Genomic DNA, 16,430 nt, shown 5'->3' with positions numbered 1-16,430 from the left:
TAATTGAATAATTCGAGAATAAACTACTAATAAGTGGGTGATTATTTATGGGAGAACTCCAAAAACGGTTGGGGGAATTTCAAAGACAAACTGGAACTGCTTATCAGGAGATTATGAATATCCTGGAGGATAAATACTGCTGGAAGTGTCCCATGCGCAGCACCAGTAAAAATTCTCGGTGCAGGGAAATTCACGCAGGCAAAGTACTCCATGAATCAATGGATAAAGGAATAACTTGTAAAATAAATGAACACAATGTGCATCCAGTTGAAATCGAAGCATTAATCATGAGGATACTTAAAAAGAAGATTAAAAATCAGGGTGGTAGACAAGGGGAGAAAATCATTATCATAAGTATTGAAACTGAACAAAATCCAGCTTTAAGTCCTGAAAATAAGTTAATGGTTAAAATAAACCCTCGAAAGATTCGGAAGGGAGAAACCATTTTAATACCAGATAAACCAGGAGAACATCCCCTATTAGGTGCTTATGCTCTGGTTGCGGGGTTCCCTTTCCAGGTGGCTGTAGTGGAGAAGGTTTTCCATGAAGGTAACTTTTGGTATGTTAAAATGGAGGATGGGCAAATATTGCCTTTGGAATCTGTTTTTGGTGTGTTGCTTAAAGTCTTAGAAGAGGAGGATTCCCTTTAATTGGTTAATTATTTATAAACATCTTAAGTATAGTATATCTAGCAGCATCTATTACTGTTTAGCAGCATCTATTAAGGGGGAACATTTATTCAAATGATTGAAGATGATTACAGGGTTAGTGATGAGGATCTGAATGTTTCTAGAACGAAAATTCTGGATATGTTGTCTGATTCTACCCTTAAGGAAATTTCAGATGTGGTTTTGGGAGAAATTAAAGGGCTTCTTAAAAGTGAAAGCTGTTATGTGGCCTTTGTAGACCCTGAAAATGGAGACAGTGTGGGGATATCTTTCTCTCATCTGACTAAAGAATGCGAGATGTATGAGGAGATGGGTGAAGCCCGGTTCAAGGTCCTGAAAGATGGGAGTTACGGTGGACTTCTGGGTTACTCCCTGGACACCGGTGAATCATTATATGTCCATGATGTGACCAGTCATCCTGCTGCCCATGGTCTGCCCCCAGGTCATGAACCTGTGAATCAGTTCTTATCAGTTCCAGTGAAATTTGATGATGAGATCCTGGGCCAGATTGTGGCTGGAAATCCAGAAAAAGACTATGATAACCATGATCTGGAAATCTGTGAAAAAATAGCGGAAGCTTATGGAGTAGTATTAAAAAAACTGCTTTATTAACTGATTTTCAAGTTAATTGTTTTCAAATGAAATACCAAAATAGCCTCATTCCTTTATATACAACATTATTTTCTATAAGCCCTTTTCTATAAGCCTGCAAAGATTTCTATACGCGTGCAGAGTCAGGATAAAAAATTTTGTGCAGAGATTTGAAATCCATAATACATAAAAATAGAAAAAAGCAAAGAAAAATAGAAAGAGGAAAAAATAAAAATTAATTATTCATCGGTAACTGTGACTTTATTCATCACGTCGCCGGGTTTAATGGCATTAACCACTTCCATTCCCTTAACCACTTTACCAAAGACAGTGTGCACACCATCTAAGTGTGGCTGGGGGGAGTGGGTGATGAAAAATTGACTGCCACCAGTGTCTTTACCAGCGTGGGCCATTGAAAGAGCGCCGATTCCGTGTTTGTGGGGGTTTATCTCACATTTTATTGTGTAGCCCGGCCCACCAGTCCCATTGCCCTTGGGACATCCGCCCTGAATTACAAAATCTGGGATAACACGGTGGAACGTTAATCCATCATAATATCCGCTGCTAGCCAGTTTTTCAAAGTTAGCCACGGTGTTTGGGGCTTCCTTTTCAAAAAGGGTTAATTCAATGTTTCCTTTATCAGTTTCAATAATTGCTTTTTTCATAAGATTCACCAAGAAAAGTTCACTATTTCCCAGTTAATAAATGTTTAATAAAATTAACAATTCACACCCCTCCAGGATAAATAAAAATGATGGAGATTATATGTGATGAGAAGATTATAGGATTAAATGGGAATTAAAAAGCTATTGAGGGTCTAAAACTCCTTTTTGACCCACCAACATGAATGAAATCAACAAGCCAAGGATTCCTGCAACTGCCCATGCTATTCCTGCTAAAAACTCCCCTGCATAGAACATGTATGCTCCAATTCCAAGTAAGATGATAGCACACAGTAAGACAATTCTTTTTCTTACTTTCACCGCTTTAATGGGGCGTCCCAGCTGGGGTGAGATTGAAAGGAAAATAACACCTAAAATGAACCAGATTACTCCCTGGGATGTCTGTCCCATGTAAGCTGTATAGGCACCAATAATTAAGAGAATTGCCGATCCAATGTATAAAATAGTTTTTTGATTGTTCATAAGAGTTTTCCTTCCCCATACCCAGTTCAATTAGGATTCCATTGTGATGATTAAATAATTTCCACTATCAAATATATATCCATCCGGTGTGTTTTTAACCATATTTAATCATTTCCCTAGTTAGAGGATAGATAATGCTTATAATGTATTTAACCATAATTCATTATATCGCTTAAAATAATACTAAGTGCAAAGATGCTTAGGAGACATAAAAATGATTATAATTACATTTACACAGGTGATAATATGAATACAGAAGAAATAATGGCTAAGGATAAGGAATATGTAATGCAAACCTATGGTCGCCAGCCTCTAGCCCTTAAAGAAGGTAAGGGGGCTGTAGTATGGGATGTAGAAGGACGTCCTTACATTGACTGCTTAGCAGGGATTGCAGTAAACAACGTGGGACACGCTCACCCCAGAGTAGCCGAGGCCATCAGTAAGCAGGCTCACAAATTAATCCACACATCCAACCTTTACTACACCGAGGAGCAAGTAAGCTTGGCAGAACTCCTGGTTGAAGTTTCACCTCACCAGAAGGCATTTTTCTGCAACAGTGGAGCAGAAGCCAATGAGGGAGCCATAAAACTGGCCCGCAAGTACACTGGTAAGGGAGAAATCGTTGCCATGGAGAATAGTTTCCACGGGCGAACCATCACCACCATCACTGCCACTGGCCAGCATAAATACAAGAAGGGCTTCGGACCCCTAACCCCTGGCTTTAAACATGTACCCTATGGTAAACTGGAAGCTGTGGGTGAGGCTATCACTGATGAAACCGCTGCGGTTCTGGTGGAACCTGTCCAGGGAGAGGGTGGGATAATAATACCCCCCGAAGGTTATTTGAATGAGTTGAAGAAACTCTGCCATGAAAACGATGTTTTACTCATATTCGACGAGGTGCAGACTGGTTTTGGACGTACAGGTGAGATGTTTGCCTCCCAAACATTTAAGGTAACTCCAGATATCACCGCTCTGGCCAAGGCCATTGCCGGAGGATTCCCTATGGGAGCTCTTATGGCCAGTGAAGAAGTGGGAAATGCATTCCAACCTGGTGACCATGCTGCCACCTTTGGTGGAGGACCGCTGGCCTGTGCCGCTGGTTTAGCTTCAGTACAAGTCATCCGGGAGGAAGGACTCCTGGCAAAGTCACGTGAAAACGGTGAATACTTTAAAAATCAGTTGAAAGAATTATTCCTAGAGCACGGTCTGGTAGAAGATGTGCGTGGTGTGGGAATGATGCTGGGAATGGAAATGGACATACCCTGTACCAGCATGGTTGATGAAATGCGCCAGCAGGGAGTTCTGGTGAACTGCACTGCAGAAAAAGTACTCAGGTTCGTCCCACCACTGGTAATCACCCAAGAACAGATTAACGACGTGATTGATTGTCTGGATGAAGTTTTAAGAAGATTATCAGACTAATAATATTATATTTTTTTAATTTGAATCATATATTTTTTTAAATATTTACATAATATTTCATCAAGTAGTAATGATTATATGCACATAAATGGATACATTTAATGTTTACTTCTTTTCGGAGGATCATTTTATGAACTTACGCTTTAAGACCAATGAAAAAGGCAACCTGGACATCGGTGGTGCCGATGCTCTGGAACTTGCCCAAGAATACGGAACACCACTTTACGTTACAGACGAGATGAGAGTACGGGACAATTACAGAAGAGTCCATCAGGCATTCAGTAATGAATACAAGGACTTCAAAATATTCTACGCAGCCAAAGCCAATACCAGTCTGGCAATGATGAAAATTTTAGAACAGGAAGGAAGTTGTATTGATGCTGTGTCCCCTGGAGAAATCTATACCGCATTGTTAGCTGGCTTTGAGCCTGAAAGGATCCTCTACACTGGTAACAATGTAACCACCGATGAACTCAAATTCGCCCTGGATGCAGGTGTACGCATGAACCTGGACAGCGTGTCCATGCTGGAACGCCTGGCAGAACTTCCCGGAGCAGAGGGTACTAAAATATCATTTCGGGTCAATCCCATGGTAGGTGCCGGTCACCACGACCACTGCATCACCGGAGGAGAATTATCCAAGTTCGGAATAATGGAACAGGAAGCAGTAGAAGTATACCAGAAAGCACAGGAACTCGGTTTCACACCAGTGGGTATCCACACCCACATCGGTTCGGGTATTCTTGATCCTGAACCATTTAAACTGGCAGTGCAGGTACTGATGGATGTGGCTGGTCGAGTACACAAGGAAGCAGGTGTCACCTTTGAATTCATAGATTTCGGTGGAGGGTTGGGAATACCTTACACCCCAGAAGAAGGTTTGCTGGATATTGAAAAATTCGCTGGTGAAATTGTGGGGCTCTACCAGGATAAACTCACAGAACACGGGATGAATAATCCAACCATGTGCATAGAACCCGGTCGTTACATAGTGGGAGATGCGTCATATCTCTTAACCAAAGTAAACACTGTTAAACAAAGTTACCGGAAATTTATAGGGGTTAATGCTGGTTTCAACACCCTCCTCCGACCTACCATGTACGGCTCCTACCACCACATACTGGTGGCGGATAAACCAGAAGCAGAACCTGTAGAAAATATTGATGTGGCAGGAAATATCTGCGAATCCGGAGACCTCTTCGCCAGGGATAGACCACTCCCTGAAATCAGGGAAGGTGATATCCTGGCTATTATGAATGCTGGAGCCTACGCTTTCAGTATGGCCAGCCAGTACAACTCCCGACCACTGCCAGCCGAAGTCATGGTAAGTGATGGTGAAGTTGATATTATAAGGGAAAGGGAAACCTTTGCTGATCTTTTCAGCAAACAAAACATCCCCATGAGGCTATTAAAATGAGTGAAAGAATAATTCTACTCTTCCATAAAATGCATGGACTGGGAAATGATTACGTGGTAATTGATGAATCCGCTGAAGAACTTATCCCTGAGGAAAAAAAGCCAGAAATCTCAGCAGAACTTTGCACCAGAGGATTCTCAGTAGGTGCGGATGGAGTTATATTTGTAGTTCCATCTGCAGAGGCAGATATTCGCTTCCGGATATTCAACAGCGACGGTAGCGAGGCAGAGATGTGTGGTAATGGAATTCGCTGCTTTGCCAAATATGTCTATGAAAATGATGTCCTCAAACAAAAGAAAATGACTGTGGAAACCCTGGGCGGGACCAAAGAACTAACGCTACATGTTGAAAATGGCACTGTAAAATCCATCCGGGTTAACATGGGAACTGCAACCTTCAAAACCAGTGAAGTGCCCATGGCCAGTGATGAAGAGGAATTTATTGATCGGGAGTTGTTGGTTGATGGTGAACCATTAAAACTCACCACTATCAGCGTTGGAAACCCCCATGCAATCATTTTTACCGAGGAATTGGAAGGAGTGGCTCTGGATCATCTAGGACCCCTCATCGAAAACCACCAGGCATTCCCGGAGAGAATCAATGTGCACTTCGTGGGTGTGGTCAGCTCCAAGGAAGTGGAAATGCTTACCTGGGAACGGGGTGCTGGTTTCACCATGGCTTGCGGTACTGGGGCAACCAGTACAGTTATTGCAGGATACAAACTGGGTTTACTCCAGAAAGATGTCCTGGTACACCTCCCAGGAGGAGATCTTCAGATAACAGTGTACGAGAAAGAGGGTAAGTTAGGTGCCTTCATGGAAGGAGATGCAGTTAGTGTCTTTGAAGGGATAATGGAACTGGATTTATAACTGGTTCCATATTATACCTTCATTTATTTCTTAGAGTGGGAATACATTCCTTAAAAATTGAAATATTTAATTTTATAACGTAAGAATCAGTTTTCATTACTAATATCTTATAAAAAAAAGGATATTTCAAAATAAAAAACCATGACCAGGGTGTTGTTGATGCGCCTGGTTTAAGTCACATAGGTTTTTTTACTTATTTAATAATCTGAAATTATTAGATGAATTTATGACTTTAATTCATCCAGAACTTCCTTCAAAACTATTGCATTATTATGTTCTGTATTGCCAGAAGTATAGACCAAGGTAACAGTTTCTTTCTCCTTTTCCAGGTCCAGTATCTGGTTTAAAAATTCATCTTTATCCTGTAACTCTTCTCTGTATTTAGTCTTAAATTCTTCCCATTTCTGGGAATTCTGAGACAACCACCGGCGCAGATCATGACTAGGAGCTATATCTTTTAGCCATACATCCATCTTCAACCTTTGTTTAGACACTCCACGTGGCCATACTCGATCAACCATAATCCGGTAACCATCCTTCTGGGCAGGTGACTGGTAGGCTCTTTTTATGCGAATCATTTATATCACTAATGTTAGTATGTTAGGCATGGTACATTATACTATGGGGAAAATTGCTGGACTTACCCAATATTATTTATTTAATTATCATTCATCAGAAATATCTTCATACCTTCAGTTTTGTAAACTAATTGATAATACTAAGCCAGATCATGGTTTACTATCTGAGTAATGGCATTATAAATTCATTGATTTTGATTTGACTTAGATTTATGGTTAACGGGTGAAATATAAATTTTTCAATAAATATGCAAAGGGATAATGATCTTGAAAGTATCCCCCATAATAATCAAAGGGGGCTCTTTTTATTTAGTTAGATAAACACATTCTCTCCTTAATTTGAGAAGCTCTTTCTTCTTTTCCTGAAGGTCTTCCACTTTTTCCAGGAGCTGAGGCAACTTACCCTGTATGCACTTCACAGCATCATCCTGATGTATCCAAGTACACCCCTCACAACTCCACACTTTTTTCTCTTTTATCCAATGCCCCCCTGTGGATGGGTCTCCGCATGGGTAAAAGGGACAGTAACAGAATGTACAATTTTGAGGGTGGCTGTGGCATGGATAATATTCACAAGTAGTGTTAGAGCCTTCAACACCTTCTCCAGCCAAATATTTCTGGTAAAATTCTACTGCCAGGGGGTGAGTCGAGTGGGGGAGAACGTATCCACGTGGAGTCACCATTTTACCATCATCCACATAGGTGAATGTATTACCAACCAGTAGAGTGGTATTCATATCCACTTCTCCCTCATCTAAATCCCCCAATGAAACAATCCGAACTTCAGAACCATTATCACTGGTTTTGACTATCCCTACTGGAGTTTGTGGATTTCTAACATCACTAATTATCTTTAAAGCTTCATTCAGTGGTTCTGTTCTTCTTTTACTCCGGGGGTTGTAAAAAGCAATGATAAAATCTGCCTCAGCAGCAGCACTGACCTTTCTTTTAATCTCAGACAGGGGTGTGAGTATGTCGCTGAGGCTGATAACTGCAAAATCATGTAAAGGAGCACCTAAAAGGGCAGCAGAATAGTTAACTGCAGTCACTCCAGGGATTACTTCCACTTCTACCCCGGAATACTTTCCCATGACCTGATGGATTACATTGGCCATTCCATAAACACCAGGGTCTCCACTACTTATAACTGCCACTTGGAATCCTTTATTGGAATAATCAATGGCCAGTTCTGCCCGGTCAACTTCCTGACCCATTCCTTTGGATATGATCTGCTTACCTTCCAGGAGATCCTTTATCTGCCTGGTGTAACCCCCGTATCCAATTACAATCTCAGATTCCTCCAGTGCCCTGAGAGCCCTTAAAGTCATGTCTTCCCTGCGAGGGCCTATGCCAACAATTTTAATCATTCTATTTTCACCAGTTTACATAAATGAAATGAGTTAAATCATGTATTGTACAGTACACGGGTGGAAGTTATGACAATAGAGTTCAAATCAATCTGCACACCACCTGTTTTTGGTGTGGCCACTGCAGTGGCAGTTATACTGTAAGTTTCATTGGATTTAATTACAATTGGGCCACTAGATGCATTTCCGGTTGTTCCTCCGGTCTGGGAGTCCTTATATCCCATGGCAGTGATGTTAACATTGATTGTTTCATCATCTGTGTCCTGGTATGTCTGAGCAGAAAGACTCTGCAGATTGATGCCATCAATACCAGTTTTGGCTTTCATGGCATCCACCACCTCATTCTCATTAAGGATAACCAGGTTCTTTTGAGTGGCAATTTTTGGACCTAAATTAAGAAGAGAACTTACACCGTTAATCTGCATTTCAATTAAATCAGCAGGATTTGGTGGTTGTTGGGTTACAATTGTGTAGGATGCAAATAGACCTGCCTCAAAGAATACGGCAAAGAAGATTAGGAATAAGATTATCTTAACAGCTCTGGACAAAATATCACCTTAAATTGTGGATCAAATTCATTTGATTGTATACGATTGATTTTTATTTCGATTAGATTAAATTTTCAATTAAATTGATTAATTAGATTGAAATGATTTATTTAATGATTTATTTATTTTGATTTTATTGGATTGATTAATTCATTAGATGTAATATTAGATTTTAGAGTTTCTAAGACTATATTGAAATTTTAAATTTACAATTTATTAAAATTTGCAAGATAATATTGCATTATTAATAATGAAAACTATTGATTATTTATCAGTCCACTAATCATTTATATTAAATGTTTTGACTGTTACTTATTGATCCATCAAATTAGATATCTCAATAACTCCATTTTACCATGGATTAAACATAAGATCTTACCTTATTTTAAGATATTGACAATATCCAAAGGTATTGGTAATCCAATGATCAATTTATCATGGATCAATATGATTATTAGAAATTAAAAACAAATAATTATTGTAGGAAATAGGTTTTAATTAGTTCAGGACGGTATTTATGTTTGGAATGACTAAAAAGCAGTTCTTAAAAAAAAGCAAGAATTGTTTGAAGGATACTGGGATTCAACTGCTTTTAATAAGGGAAATTTTTAGTAAAGAAAGTACGGGAAAACTTGATTTTGATAATGATTACCATAAGCTTGATAAAATCAGGAAAAACATGGAAAACATATTCTTCAAATTTGAAGGTTTAAAACCACCCTCAAAATGTAAGTCTCTACAACGGGAAATATTGAATACCTTAATCATTCTTCAAGAGGTTATAGTTGTAAATTCTGAGTATATCATGTTGTCTAAAGATGGTTTTACAGAAGAAAGCCAGGAAAAATTTAAAAAATCCATTGATGATCTTGAAAATTTCAGGAATAAATTCAGAGAGTTAAGTCAAAAAATTGATTTATATCTAAGACGATGATAAATATATAAAATTAGTAAATTTATTGGATTGAAATTTTATTGGATTGAAATCTGTTAATTAATATGAAATCTGTTAAATGTTAATAAAAAAAATTCTCGTGAATTAAAGAAAATCCCAGATGTATATGCCTATTCATATTTTCAACAATCATTTCCTGGAGTGCCCATGACTGATGACATTATACTAAAATTTGCAGATGCGGAAATACTTCTTGATGAATCCGCTTACCATAGAATAAAAGATTATAATGATCCATCCAATTTGGTGGATTCATTAATCAAACATCTTACTATTTCACCCCAGGAAATGATGGTACTTACTGGTGACTGGGTAGATAAGTACTTGGGCCAATTAAATGACGATTTTCTGGGCTCAACCTATGTGAAAACTGATAAAATCGCCCAGATGAAACTAGTCCCCCAAGATTTTGATTTCCACATCATTAAAGATGCCAGTCGCAAGTCATACACCAATGGAGAAATCAAAGACCTTTCCAGTTACTTCAAAAGCAGGTACCACAAACTGAAGGAACTGTTAAACTACAAAAGAGAACTAAAAGATAGTTACCCAATTAAAGAGGCCACCAGTCTGGATGATGTGGTGAAAATCATTGGTATGGTCAGTGACATACGCAACACTAAAAACAACCATAAACTCATTGAATTAGAGGATGAAACAGGCAGTGCCACAGTTCTAATCCACAATGAAAACCATGAAGTCTTCCAGCAGGCTGAAATGGTTGTTAAAGACGAAGTAATTGGTGTTGTGGGTAGTAGGAAGGGTACTTTGATTATGGCCAGTGAACTGATAAATCCGGGTGTTCCCCGTATTGATGAGAAACCAATGGATTTTGCCACTGTTTTCTTAAGCGACATTCACATTGGAAGCTCCACCTTCCTTAATGAGGAATTCGACCGGTTCATTCACTGGATCAACGGAGACTTTGGTGATGAGGAACAGCAAGAAATTGCCAATAATGTGAAGTACGTAGTGGTGGCGGGTGATATGGTGGATGGAATTGGAGTCTACCCCCATCAGGATAAAGAACTGACCATTAAAGACATTCACCAGCAATATGAAGAAGCAGCACGATTATTTGGGGAAATAAGCCATGTTAAAATCATTGTAGCCCCTGGAAACCACGATGCTTGTCGACTGGCTGAGCCTCAACCAGCCATATCCGAAGATTATGCCAAAGGCCTTCATGATCTGAAAAACCTGGAATTCGTTAGTAACCCTGCCATGGTAAGTCTGGATGGTATTAAAGTGCTCATCTACCATGGTCGTAGCTTTGATGATATGGCCATGACAGTTAAGGGAATGAGCCACCAGCAATCTGATCTCATCATGAAGGAACTTCTGGAAAAACGGCATTTAGCCCCTATCTATGGTGAAAGAACTCCATTGGCATCGGAAATTGAGGATCATCTGGTTATTGAAGAAATCCCTGATGTTTTCCACACTGGACACGTGCACATCAACAGTTACAAGAGATACAAGGGAGTGCACCTCATTAACAGCGGAACCTTTCAGTCCCAGACTGAGTTTCAGAAGATCTATAACATCGTGCCCACCTGTGCCCAGGTTCCAGTAATCAATAATGGCAGTCTAAAAATGCTTGACTTCAGTTAAAACTGACATCATATCGTTTAATTACGGTAAATATTAATATGAATTTTTTATGATTAATTACAAATAATTTTAAGGGAAATTTAATTATAAAAATTTATTTATAAAAAGTTAACAACCGAATTGTAACGGAGATCAATATTTATGAACCACCATCCCTTAACCATGGAAATATGTGAAACTGCCCATTACATTTACAGTAAAGGATTGGCTCCAGGTAAATCAGGGAATATAAGCGCAAGATTCCAGGACATCGTGGCAATAACTCCTAGTGGAGTTTCATTGGGACATGTTAAAGAGGATGAAATAGTCCTGGTAGATATGGGTGGTGAAATACTGGTGGGTGGTAAAAATCCATCATCAGAACTTCACTTTCACTTGGAAGTCTATAAAAATAAAGATGTTGGGGGAATTGTCCACACCCATTCAGCATATGCAACCGGTTTTGCAATGTCTGGGAAAAAAATTGAACGCTTAGAGGGTTTTGGTGAACGAACTAAACCATTTTTGAAGATGGTTAACTATGCACAACCAGGAACACGTGAATTAGCCCAGTTGGTTGGTGAAGGTCTTAAAGCGGAAGATGTGGTTATTCTGGAAAATCATGGGGTGGTGGCCACTGGAAAAAACCTAAGAGAAGCGGCTCTTCTAGCTGAATTCGTGGAAGAAACTGCAAAAATCCAATTTGTCGCTCGTGTTCTTAGTAATATTGAATTTTAATACTTAAATTACTTAAATTGAAATTTTAATAATTTATATTGATTTAATAATGACATTCTTAATTCTTTCATTCTTTTAAAAAAGAAACTAAAAAAATTTCTAGTTTCTTTGGGTGTATTTGATTTAATGATACGTATCTTAGATTACTTATCTTAAAAATAAGTATCCACAAAAACAAGTTAAAAACAGGTTCATGGAATTTAAAAAACCAAGGAATGATTCAAAAAATTTGATTTAAATTGATTTTATTCACGAACTGATTCTAACTCACTTAAAACATTCCAGATAAGGGTTCTGGCATGGATGGGAATATTGGGGTCATTGCTTATCTCATCTAAAATGGATATTACAGTGCTGGCTCGGACAGTGGGTTCATCATCATCCTGTGATAATAAATTCTTAGATTCCTCAGCGGCCCTCCTAATATTCCTTGGCACACTTGTGTCCCCCATAATATGTTTTAAAATCTGATTACAACGTTCAAATGCTTCTGTACTCATAATAATGCCTCCATTGAGTTAATTTTGCTTAAGATGGTAATTCATAAAAAGCCTTATCCAAGTTTGTTTATATCTTGAGCTTTAAAAAGGTTTTGGTGAGAATTTTTAAAAAATGATTAAAAACCATCGAAAATGTTATTAAAGATATATTCTCGGTGCTAAACTATTATTAAAGACATATTGGGGGATAAAATATAATTTTGACCGGAATAGTTTACTTTGTGTTTTATTTTGTTTAATATTTTATTTAATTAGTTGAGACCGCAATTGCAACTGTAACACCATTGTACGCTGTTTTTTTCAGAATAAGACGTGAGCTTTCCCCAGCTCTAATGAGAGACACCGGCTCAGACACACCCTGCACCCCAAATTCACGCTGCACCAGCTTTGAAGGAGTGCAATCTACGTGTTTAAAGTCAGAAATTTCGTTTAATGTTACTATTTCAAGGGGTAAATCTGATTTAGATGCCGCGTCAATGATACCCTCTTCATCTTTCTTCAGATCAACTGTCGCCAGAGCATCCAACCTCTCCAAAGGCAAATGAAGATGCTGAAGAGCCGATCTAATAGCAAAAAATACTTGTTCACCAGCCACCCCTTTTTTACTACCCAAACCAGCCACTATCCTTTTAGGATAAAGATCTAATTCGTTCTCAAATTCTTTTCCAGGTAAAGAAGCTCGGATGAACGATTTTTCCCATATGTGAATACAGTATGATCTAGTCACCAGGGGATGATTCTCTAAAAATCTGAAACGTGAAGGTAGATGCAGATCAACCTTTCCATTCTCAGCAATTAACTGGTTCACCGCTTTAATAAGCTGTGGTTGTTTGACATCAAACCAATATTGATTAGCCAATGCATCAATACCCATTTTACCATTTAAATCTGTGGCTGTGGTTATAACTGGAACTGCACCTATAACCCCGGCTATTTTTATTGAAAACTTATTACCCCCACCCATGTGGCCAGATAATAAACTTATAACATGTTTCTTATTTTCAGCAACAACAAGTACTGCAGGATCCTTTAACTTTGATTTTATTATGGGACAAATAATTCTGACCATGATTCCAGTGGCCATTATAGCAACCCAGCAATCATAATCATTGAATAAGTTACTTACTGTGTCTTTAACATTTTTGTGGAACAAATCAACTTTTATGACAGTAGGATCATTCCGTAAAACCAATTCCATGTCACTGGCAAGTTTCTGCCCTTCTTTAGTCACACTTATTATTGCAAATCTCATGAAACCACTTCAAGTTTGTAATCCAGTTTAATATTAGTAATTAAATAATGTGAATATAATTGATAATTAAATAATTTGATTGTTAAATTGATTGTTAAATAAATTTGATTTGTTTACGTGTGGATGACTAACACTTAAAGAATGTATAACCATTGAAAAACTTCCTACACTTAAAAAAAATGTATAACACTCGGCATACACTCCATTAAATTGTTTGTTTTAATTTTATTGTTCAATTTATTGTTTATTGGATTAATAGAAATGTGAAGATTGGAATTAAAATTATAATTATTAAAAATATGGTTATTGTAGTTATAGTTAATTTAATGGCTTTTTTTATCATTTCGGGTTTTAAACCATTTTTAGGATATCCTAATTTGTATACCCCAGGTTTCACTAGCTGAACACCAAGAGCTCCAGCCGCAGATGCCATTGGATATCCAGAGTTAGGACTAGGAGTATTGCGTGCATCATTTAACATTACCTGCCAGGCACATTTATAATCCAACTTCATGAGGATGGCTGATAAAAATACCAAAAAACCGGTTATTCTGGCGGGGATATAATTAAGAATGTCATCTAACTTGGCCGGGAACCATCCAATATCGATATTTTGAGGGTCTTTGTAACCAACCATGGCGTCTAAAGTATTCACTACACGGTATGATACTCCGGCCAAGACTCCCAAAATAATAGGGAAATGATACCCTGAAGATCCTATCCAGTCCATTCCCCAACTTATGGAGAAAGAGTTCAAATAAGATAAAGTATTCAGATAGAATAAGATCGTTCCCAAGGAACCAAAGAGAAATATGTAAAATAAAGGGCTGACAACAGAATCAGTGATATTTTCAGTGAGAGTTTCAATTGATGCAGACACCACATCATCAGGAGATAAATTAGAAGTATCCCTACTAACTAAAAATGAAACAGATCTCCTGCCTTTTTCTAAATCTTCATTAATGCTTAAATAAACATTGTAAACTAAATTCAATAGGGATCTTATTGCAAAAGTTGTTGAAAGGATAATTGAAGCTATTAATAAGAATAAGATGTAAAATAAGATGTAATTAAATGAGGAAGTGTGTAAAAGGCAAATACATAAAAATGATGAGAGGTGTAAAATCAGTAAAAATAGTATATTGAAAGCAATTAGAATGATTGCAGTCATTAGGAAACCTGAAAGTCGATTTTTATTTTTAGAATCACCATACAACAAATTTTTACTTTTTTCTATTGATTTACCCATCCAGACTACAGGATGAATTGATGATGGTAGCTCTCCGAATATCAAATCAATTAAAATAGCTACAACTATGACGATTAATAGTTCAATTTCCATCAACTTATCCTAGCTCCTTAAATAAACACCAATTAATATCAATAATCTAAATATTTGATTTAATATTAATATAATCTAATTTTAACTAAGTAACTAATTTTAATTAACTAATTTTTTAATTAATTAATCTAATTTAACTAATTTTTTAACTAATTTTTACTGATTCAAATTTATAATCCTCTGCAAATTATTTTAATTCCAAATGAAGTCAGCATTTCCAACGTGAAATAGTATCAGGGTTAAATAAAATTCATATGTAGTTAGAGTAGTCTTTGGGTTTGATCAAATCAAATGAGTAAGACCCCAATTTCAACTGTAAAATTTTTTCACAATCACGTTTTTACAATCACCAAAAAAATTGAAACTATCCTGTTTTCAAACAATGAAGTTAGCAGTACGTAACATTTAGGTAATCAAATACAGTTTGGGAAAAAATCATGATTTTTCAATGAGTAAGACATGAGTTTCAAGTGTAACTTTAAAGATACCTGTTGTTAGAGAAATTATGATAACTAAGAGATCAATTTCAAGTGTAAAAGGATAAAAGTTACCATTTGAAAAAGAATTAAACATGGACTACAAGTGTATTATTTCATACCATCAGTTTATGTCAACTACATGTATATAGAGTGAATATTTAACATTGTGAGAGATGTATTTCAAGTGTAAAATTTAATATATAAATTTTAAATATTAGTATTAATAAAAAAATAAAATAAATTTATAATATAAGTTTAGAATAATTATTAATATTGGATAATATTTAGATCCTGGAAATTGGTGAAGAAAAATTTTTATGATAAAAGTAAATATAATATCAACTTAAAGTCTTCATATTTAATTTAAACTATTATTAAGATTTTAAAATAAAATTCAGTTTTAAAACTATGACTATTCTAATATTAACTATATATTAAGGAATACTGATTTTTAAAAATTTTAAGTAATAAAAACTATCAAATTAATTGTTTTTTGTTTATATTGAAAATATATAATCTAAATTAGATAATACTAGCTAAATAACTTTAATTTATTTAATTAAGGAATTTATTAGATTAATTAATAATGTCCAAGTGTTTAATTAAATATTCTTAATTTTCTATTTTAAATAATATTATTAAAATAAATTTTTTTATTTTTTTATTAATTTTTTCTTTTTACATATATTTTTTTTACAGTTGAAATTGATCTCTCTTTCTCTATTTTTATCATATCACATATTTTTTAATTTTTTTACACTTGAAATGCACCTCTCACCATAATCCTTAATATAGGATTAGTAACTTACACTTGAAATGCACCTCTTTGGTATTGATCAACAAAGTTGATTGATAATTTACACTTGAAATGCACCTCTCACCATAACAATTAATATAGGATTAGTAACTTACACTTGAAATGCACCTTTACTTCGTCAACATTGTAATTTTACACTTGAAATT

General features: G+C 36.5%; 16 protein-coding genes. 8 read left to right on the top strand and 8 right to left on the bottom strand.

The window, feature by feature from the left end; genetic code table 11:
* Positions 1 to 47 precede the first annotated feature (47 nt).
* The gene (locus HY987_RS10390) at positions 48 to 650 is read left to right on the top strand and encodes a hypothetical protein (RefSeq protein ID WP_292758271.1); all 603 of its coding nucleotides are present in this window, start codon (positions 48 to 50) and stop codon (positions 648 to 650) included.
* Between the two features lie 93 nt (positions 651 to 743).
* Positions 744 to 1,280 (top strand): GAF domain-containing protein, encoded by a 537-nt coding sequence (locus HY987_RS10385; protein ID WP_292758269.1) that lies wholly within the window; start codon positions 744 to 746, stop codon positions 1,278 to 1,280.
* Between the two features lie 218 nt (positions 1,281 to 1,498).
* Here the strand turns inward: HY987_RS10385 and HY987_RS10380 are convergent, their stop codons facing one another.
* Both HY987_RS10380 and HY987_RS10375 read right to left on the bottom strand, forming a co-directional pair.
* Positions 1,499 to 1,924 (bottom strand): peptidylprolyl isomerase, encoded by a 426-nt coding sequence (locus tag HY987_RS10380; protein ID WP_292758267.1) that lies wholly within the window; start codon positions 1,922 to 1,924, stop codon positions 1,499 to 1,501.
* A gap of 141 nt (positions 1,925 to 2,065) precedes the next feature.
* The gene (locus HY987_RS10375) at positions 2,066 to 2,404 is read right to left on the bottom strand and encodes a hypothetical protein (protein ID WP_292758265.1); all 339 of its coding nucleotides are present in this window, start codon (positions 2,402 to 2,404) and stop codon (positions 2,066 to 2,068) included.
* A gap of 246 nt (positions 2,405 to 2,650) precedes the next feature.
* Here HY987_RS10375 and HY987_RS10370 point away from each other — a divergent pair, with 246 nt between their 5' ends.
* The 3 genes from HY987_RS10370 to dapF all read left to right on the top strand — a co-directional run bounded on the left by HY987_RS10370 (position 2,651) and on the right by dapF (position 6,115).
* The gene (locus HY987_RS10370; RefSeq protein ID WP_292758263.1) at positions 2,651 to 3,829 is read left to right on the top strand and encodes an acetylornithine transaminase; all 1,179 of its coding nucleotides are present in this window, start codon (positions 2,651 to 2,653) and stop codon (positions 3,827 to 3,829) included.
* 130 nt (positions 3,830 to 3,959) lie between these two features.
* Positions 3,960 to 5,246, top strand: a complete 1,287-nt coding sequence (gene lysA, locus HY987_RS10365) for a diaminopimelate decarboxylase (protein ID WP_292758261.1) — start codon at positions 3,960 to 3,962, stop codon at positions 5,244 to 5,246.
* Entirely contained in the window at positions 5,243 to 6,115 is an 873-nt protein-coding gene (gene dapF / locus HY987_RS10360) for a diaminopimelate epimerase (protein ID WP_292758259.1), read from the top strand. Before lysA ends, dapF begins: the two co-directional genes overlap by 4 nt.
* 224 nt (positions 6,116 to 6,339) lie before the next feature.
* On the opposite strand, the gene HY987_RS10355 is transcribed toward dapF, so the two are convergent.
* From HY987_RS10355 to HY987_RS10345, 3 genes are all read right to left on the bottom strand, one after another.
* Positions 6,340 to 6,693 carry a DUF488 domain-containing protein gene (locus HY987_RS10355; RefSeq protein WP_292758257.1) on the bottom strand — a complete coding sequence of 118 codons (354 nt, stop codon included), beginning with the start codon at positions 6,691 to 6,693 and terminating at the stop codon, positions 6,340 to 6,342.
* Positions 6,694 to 6,998: 305 nt separating this feature from the next.
* Positions 6,999 to 8,060 carry a precorrin-3B C(17)-methyltransferase gene (gene cobJ / locus HY987_RS10350; RefSeq protein WP_292758255.1) on the bottom strand — a complete coding sequence of 354 codons (1,062 nt, stop codon included), beginning with the start codon at positions 8,058 to 8,060 and terminating at the stop codon, positions 6,999 to 7,001.
* 38 nt (positions 8,061 to 8,098) lie between these two features.
* Complete coding sequence (locus HY987_RS10345) at positions 8,099 to 8,608, bottom strand: hypothetical protein (RefSeq protein WP_292758253.1); 510 nt, start codon at positions 8,606 to 8,608, stop codon at positions 8,099 to 8,101.
* Between the two features lie 517 nt (positions 8,609 to 9,125).
* On the opposite strand from HY987_RS10345, the gene HY987_RS10340 reads away from it, so the two are divergent.
* The 3 genes from HY987_RS10340 (at position 9,126) to HY987_RS10330 (ending at position 11,894) form a co-directional block, all read left to right on the top strand.
* A complete protein-coding gene (locus tag HY987_RS10340) occupies positions 9,126 to 9,542 on the top strand; it encodes a hypothetical protein (protein WP_292758251.1) in 417 nt (138 codons plus the stop codon).
* 168 nt (positions 9,543 to 9,710) lie between these two features.
* Complete coding sequence (locus tag HY987_RS10335) at positions 9,711 to 11,177, top strand: DNA-directed DNA polymerase II small subunit (RefSeq protein ID WP_292758249.1); 1,467 nt, start codon at positions 9,711 to 9,713, stop codon at positions 11,175 to 11,177.
* Positions 11,178 to 11,318: 141 nt separating this feature from the next.
* Positions 11,319 to 11,894: a class II aldolase/adducin family protein gene (locus HY987_RS10330; RefSeq protein WP_292758247.1), complete on the top strand. Its 576-nt coding sequence runs from the start codon at positions 11,319 to 11,321 to the stop codon at positions 11,892 to 11,894.
* A gap of 245 nt (positions 11,895 to 12,139) precedes the next feature.
* Here HY987_RS10330 and HY987_RS10325 read toward each other — a convergent pair whose 3' ends face one another.
* The 3 genes from HY987_RS10325 to HY987_RS10315 form a co-directional block, all read right to left on the bottom strand.
* The gene (locus HY987_RS10325; protein ID WP_048072839.1) at positions 12,140 to 12,394 is read right to left on the bottom strand and encodes a UPF0147 family protein; all 255 of its coding nucleotides are present in this window, start codon (positions 12,392 to 12,394) and stop codon (positions 12,140 to 12,142) included.
* A gap of 247 nt (positions 12,395 to 12,641) precedes the next feature.
* On the bottom strand, positions 12,642 to 13,646 hold the full coding sequence (locus HY987_RS10320; protein WP_292758245.1) for a cobalt-precorrin 5A hydrolase: 1,005 nt from the start codon (positions 13,644 to 13,646) through the stop codon (positions 12,642 to 12,644).
* Between the two features lie 244 nt (positions 13,647 to 13,890).
* On the bottom strand, positions 13,891 to 14,988 hold the full coding sequence (locus HY987_RS10315) for a cobalamin biosynthesis protein (protein WP_292758464.1): 1,098 nt from the start codon (positions 14,986 to 14,988) through the stop codon (positions 13,891 to 13,893).
* Between the last annotated feature and the right edge of the window lie 1,442 nt (positions 14,989 to 16,430).

Source organism: Methanobacterium sp., from assembly GCF_016217785.1.
In the GTDB taxonomy this organism is placed as follows: domain Archaea; phylum Methanobacteriota; class Methanobacteria; order Methanobacteriales; family Methanobacteriaceae; genus Methanobacterium.
Note: the sequence above shows the minus strand (reverse complement) of the source record. Positions and strands in the feature narration are given on the sequence as shown.

What these genes read in the sequence shown, in the direction of transcription:
- lysA (WP_292758261.1), top strand. Translation starts at nt 3,960, where the DNA reads ATGAACTTACGCTTTAAGACCAATGAAAAAGGCAACCTGGACATCGGT.
- HY987_RS10355 (WP_292758257.1), bottom strand. Translation starts at nt 6,693, where the DNA reads ATGATTCGCATAAAAAGAGCCTACCAGTCACCTGCCCAGAAGGATGGT.
- HY987_RS10340 (WP_292758251.1), top strand. Translation starts at nt 9,126, where the DNA reads ATGTTTGGAATGACTAAAAAGCAGTTCTTAAAAAAAAGCAAGAATTGT.
- HY987_RS10330 (WP_292758247.1), top strand. Translation starts at nt 11,319, where the DNA reads ATGAACCACCATCCCTTAACCATGGAAATATGTGAAACTGCCCATTAC.
- HY987_RS10380 (WP_292758267.1), bottom strand. Translation starts at nt 1,924, where the DNA reads ATGAAAAAAGCAATTATTGAAACTGATAAAGGAAACATTGAATTAACC.
- HY987_RS10320 (WP_292758245.1), bottom strand. Translation starts at nt 13,646, where the DNA reads ATGAGATTTGCAATAATAAGTGTGACTAAAGAAGGGCAGAAACTTGCC.
- HY987_RS10325 (WP_048072839.1), bottom strand. Translation starts at nt 12,394, where the DNA reads ATGAGTACAGAAGCATTTGAACGTTGTAATCAGATTTTAAAACATATT.
- HY987_RS10390 (WP_292758271.1), top strand. Translation starts at nt 48, where the DNA reads ATGGGAGAACTCCAAAAACGGTTGGGGGAATTTCAAAGACAAACTGGA.
- HY987_RS10385 (WP_292758269.1), top strand. Translation starts at nt 744, where the DNA reads ATGATTGAAGATGATTACAGGGTTAGTGATGAGGATCTGAATGTTTCT.
- HY987_RS10370 (WP_292758263.1), top strand. Translation starts at nt 2,651, where the DNA reads ATGAATACAGAAGAAATAATGGCTAAGGATAAGGAATATGTAATGCAA.
- HY987_RS10375 (WP_292758265.1), bottom strand. Translation starts at nt 2,404, where the DNA reads ATGAACAATCAAAAAACTATTTTATACATTGGATCGGCAATTCTCTTA.
- cobJ (WP_292758255.1), bottom strand. Translation starts at nt 8,060, where the DNA reads ATGATTAAAATTGTTGGCATAGGCCCTCGCAGGGAAGACATGACTTTA.
- dapF (WP_292758259.1), top strand. Translation starts at nt 5,243, where the DNA reads ATGAGTGAAAGAATAATTCTACTCTTCCATAAAATGCATGGACTGGGA.
- HY987_RS10335 (WP_292758249.1), top strand. Translation starts at nt 9,711, where the DNA reads ATGACTGATGACATTATACTAAAATTTGCAGATGCGGAAATACTTCTT.
- HY987_RS10315 (WP_292758464.1), bottom strand. Translation starts at nt 14,988, where the DNA reads ATGGAAATTGAACTATTAATCGTCATAGTTGTAGCTATTTTAATTGAT.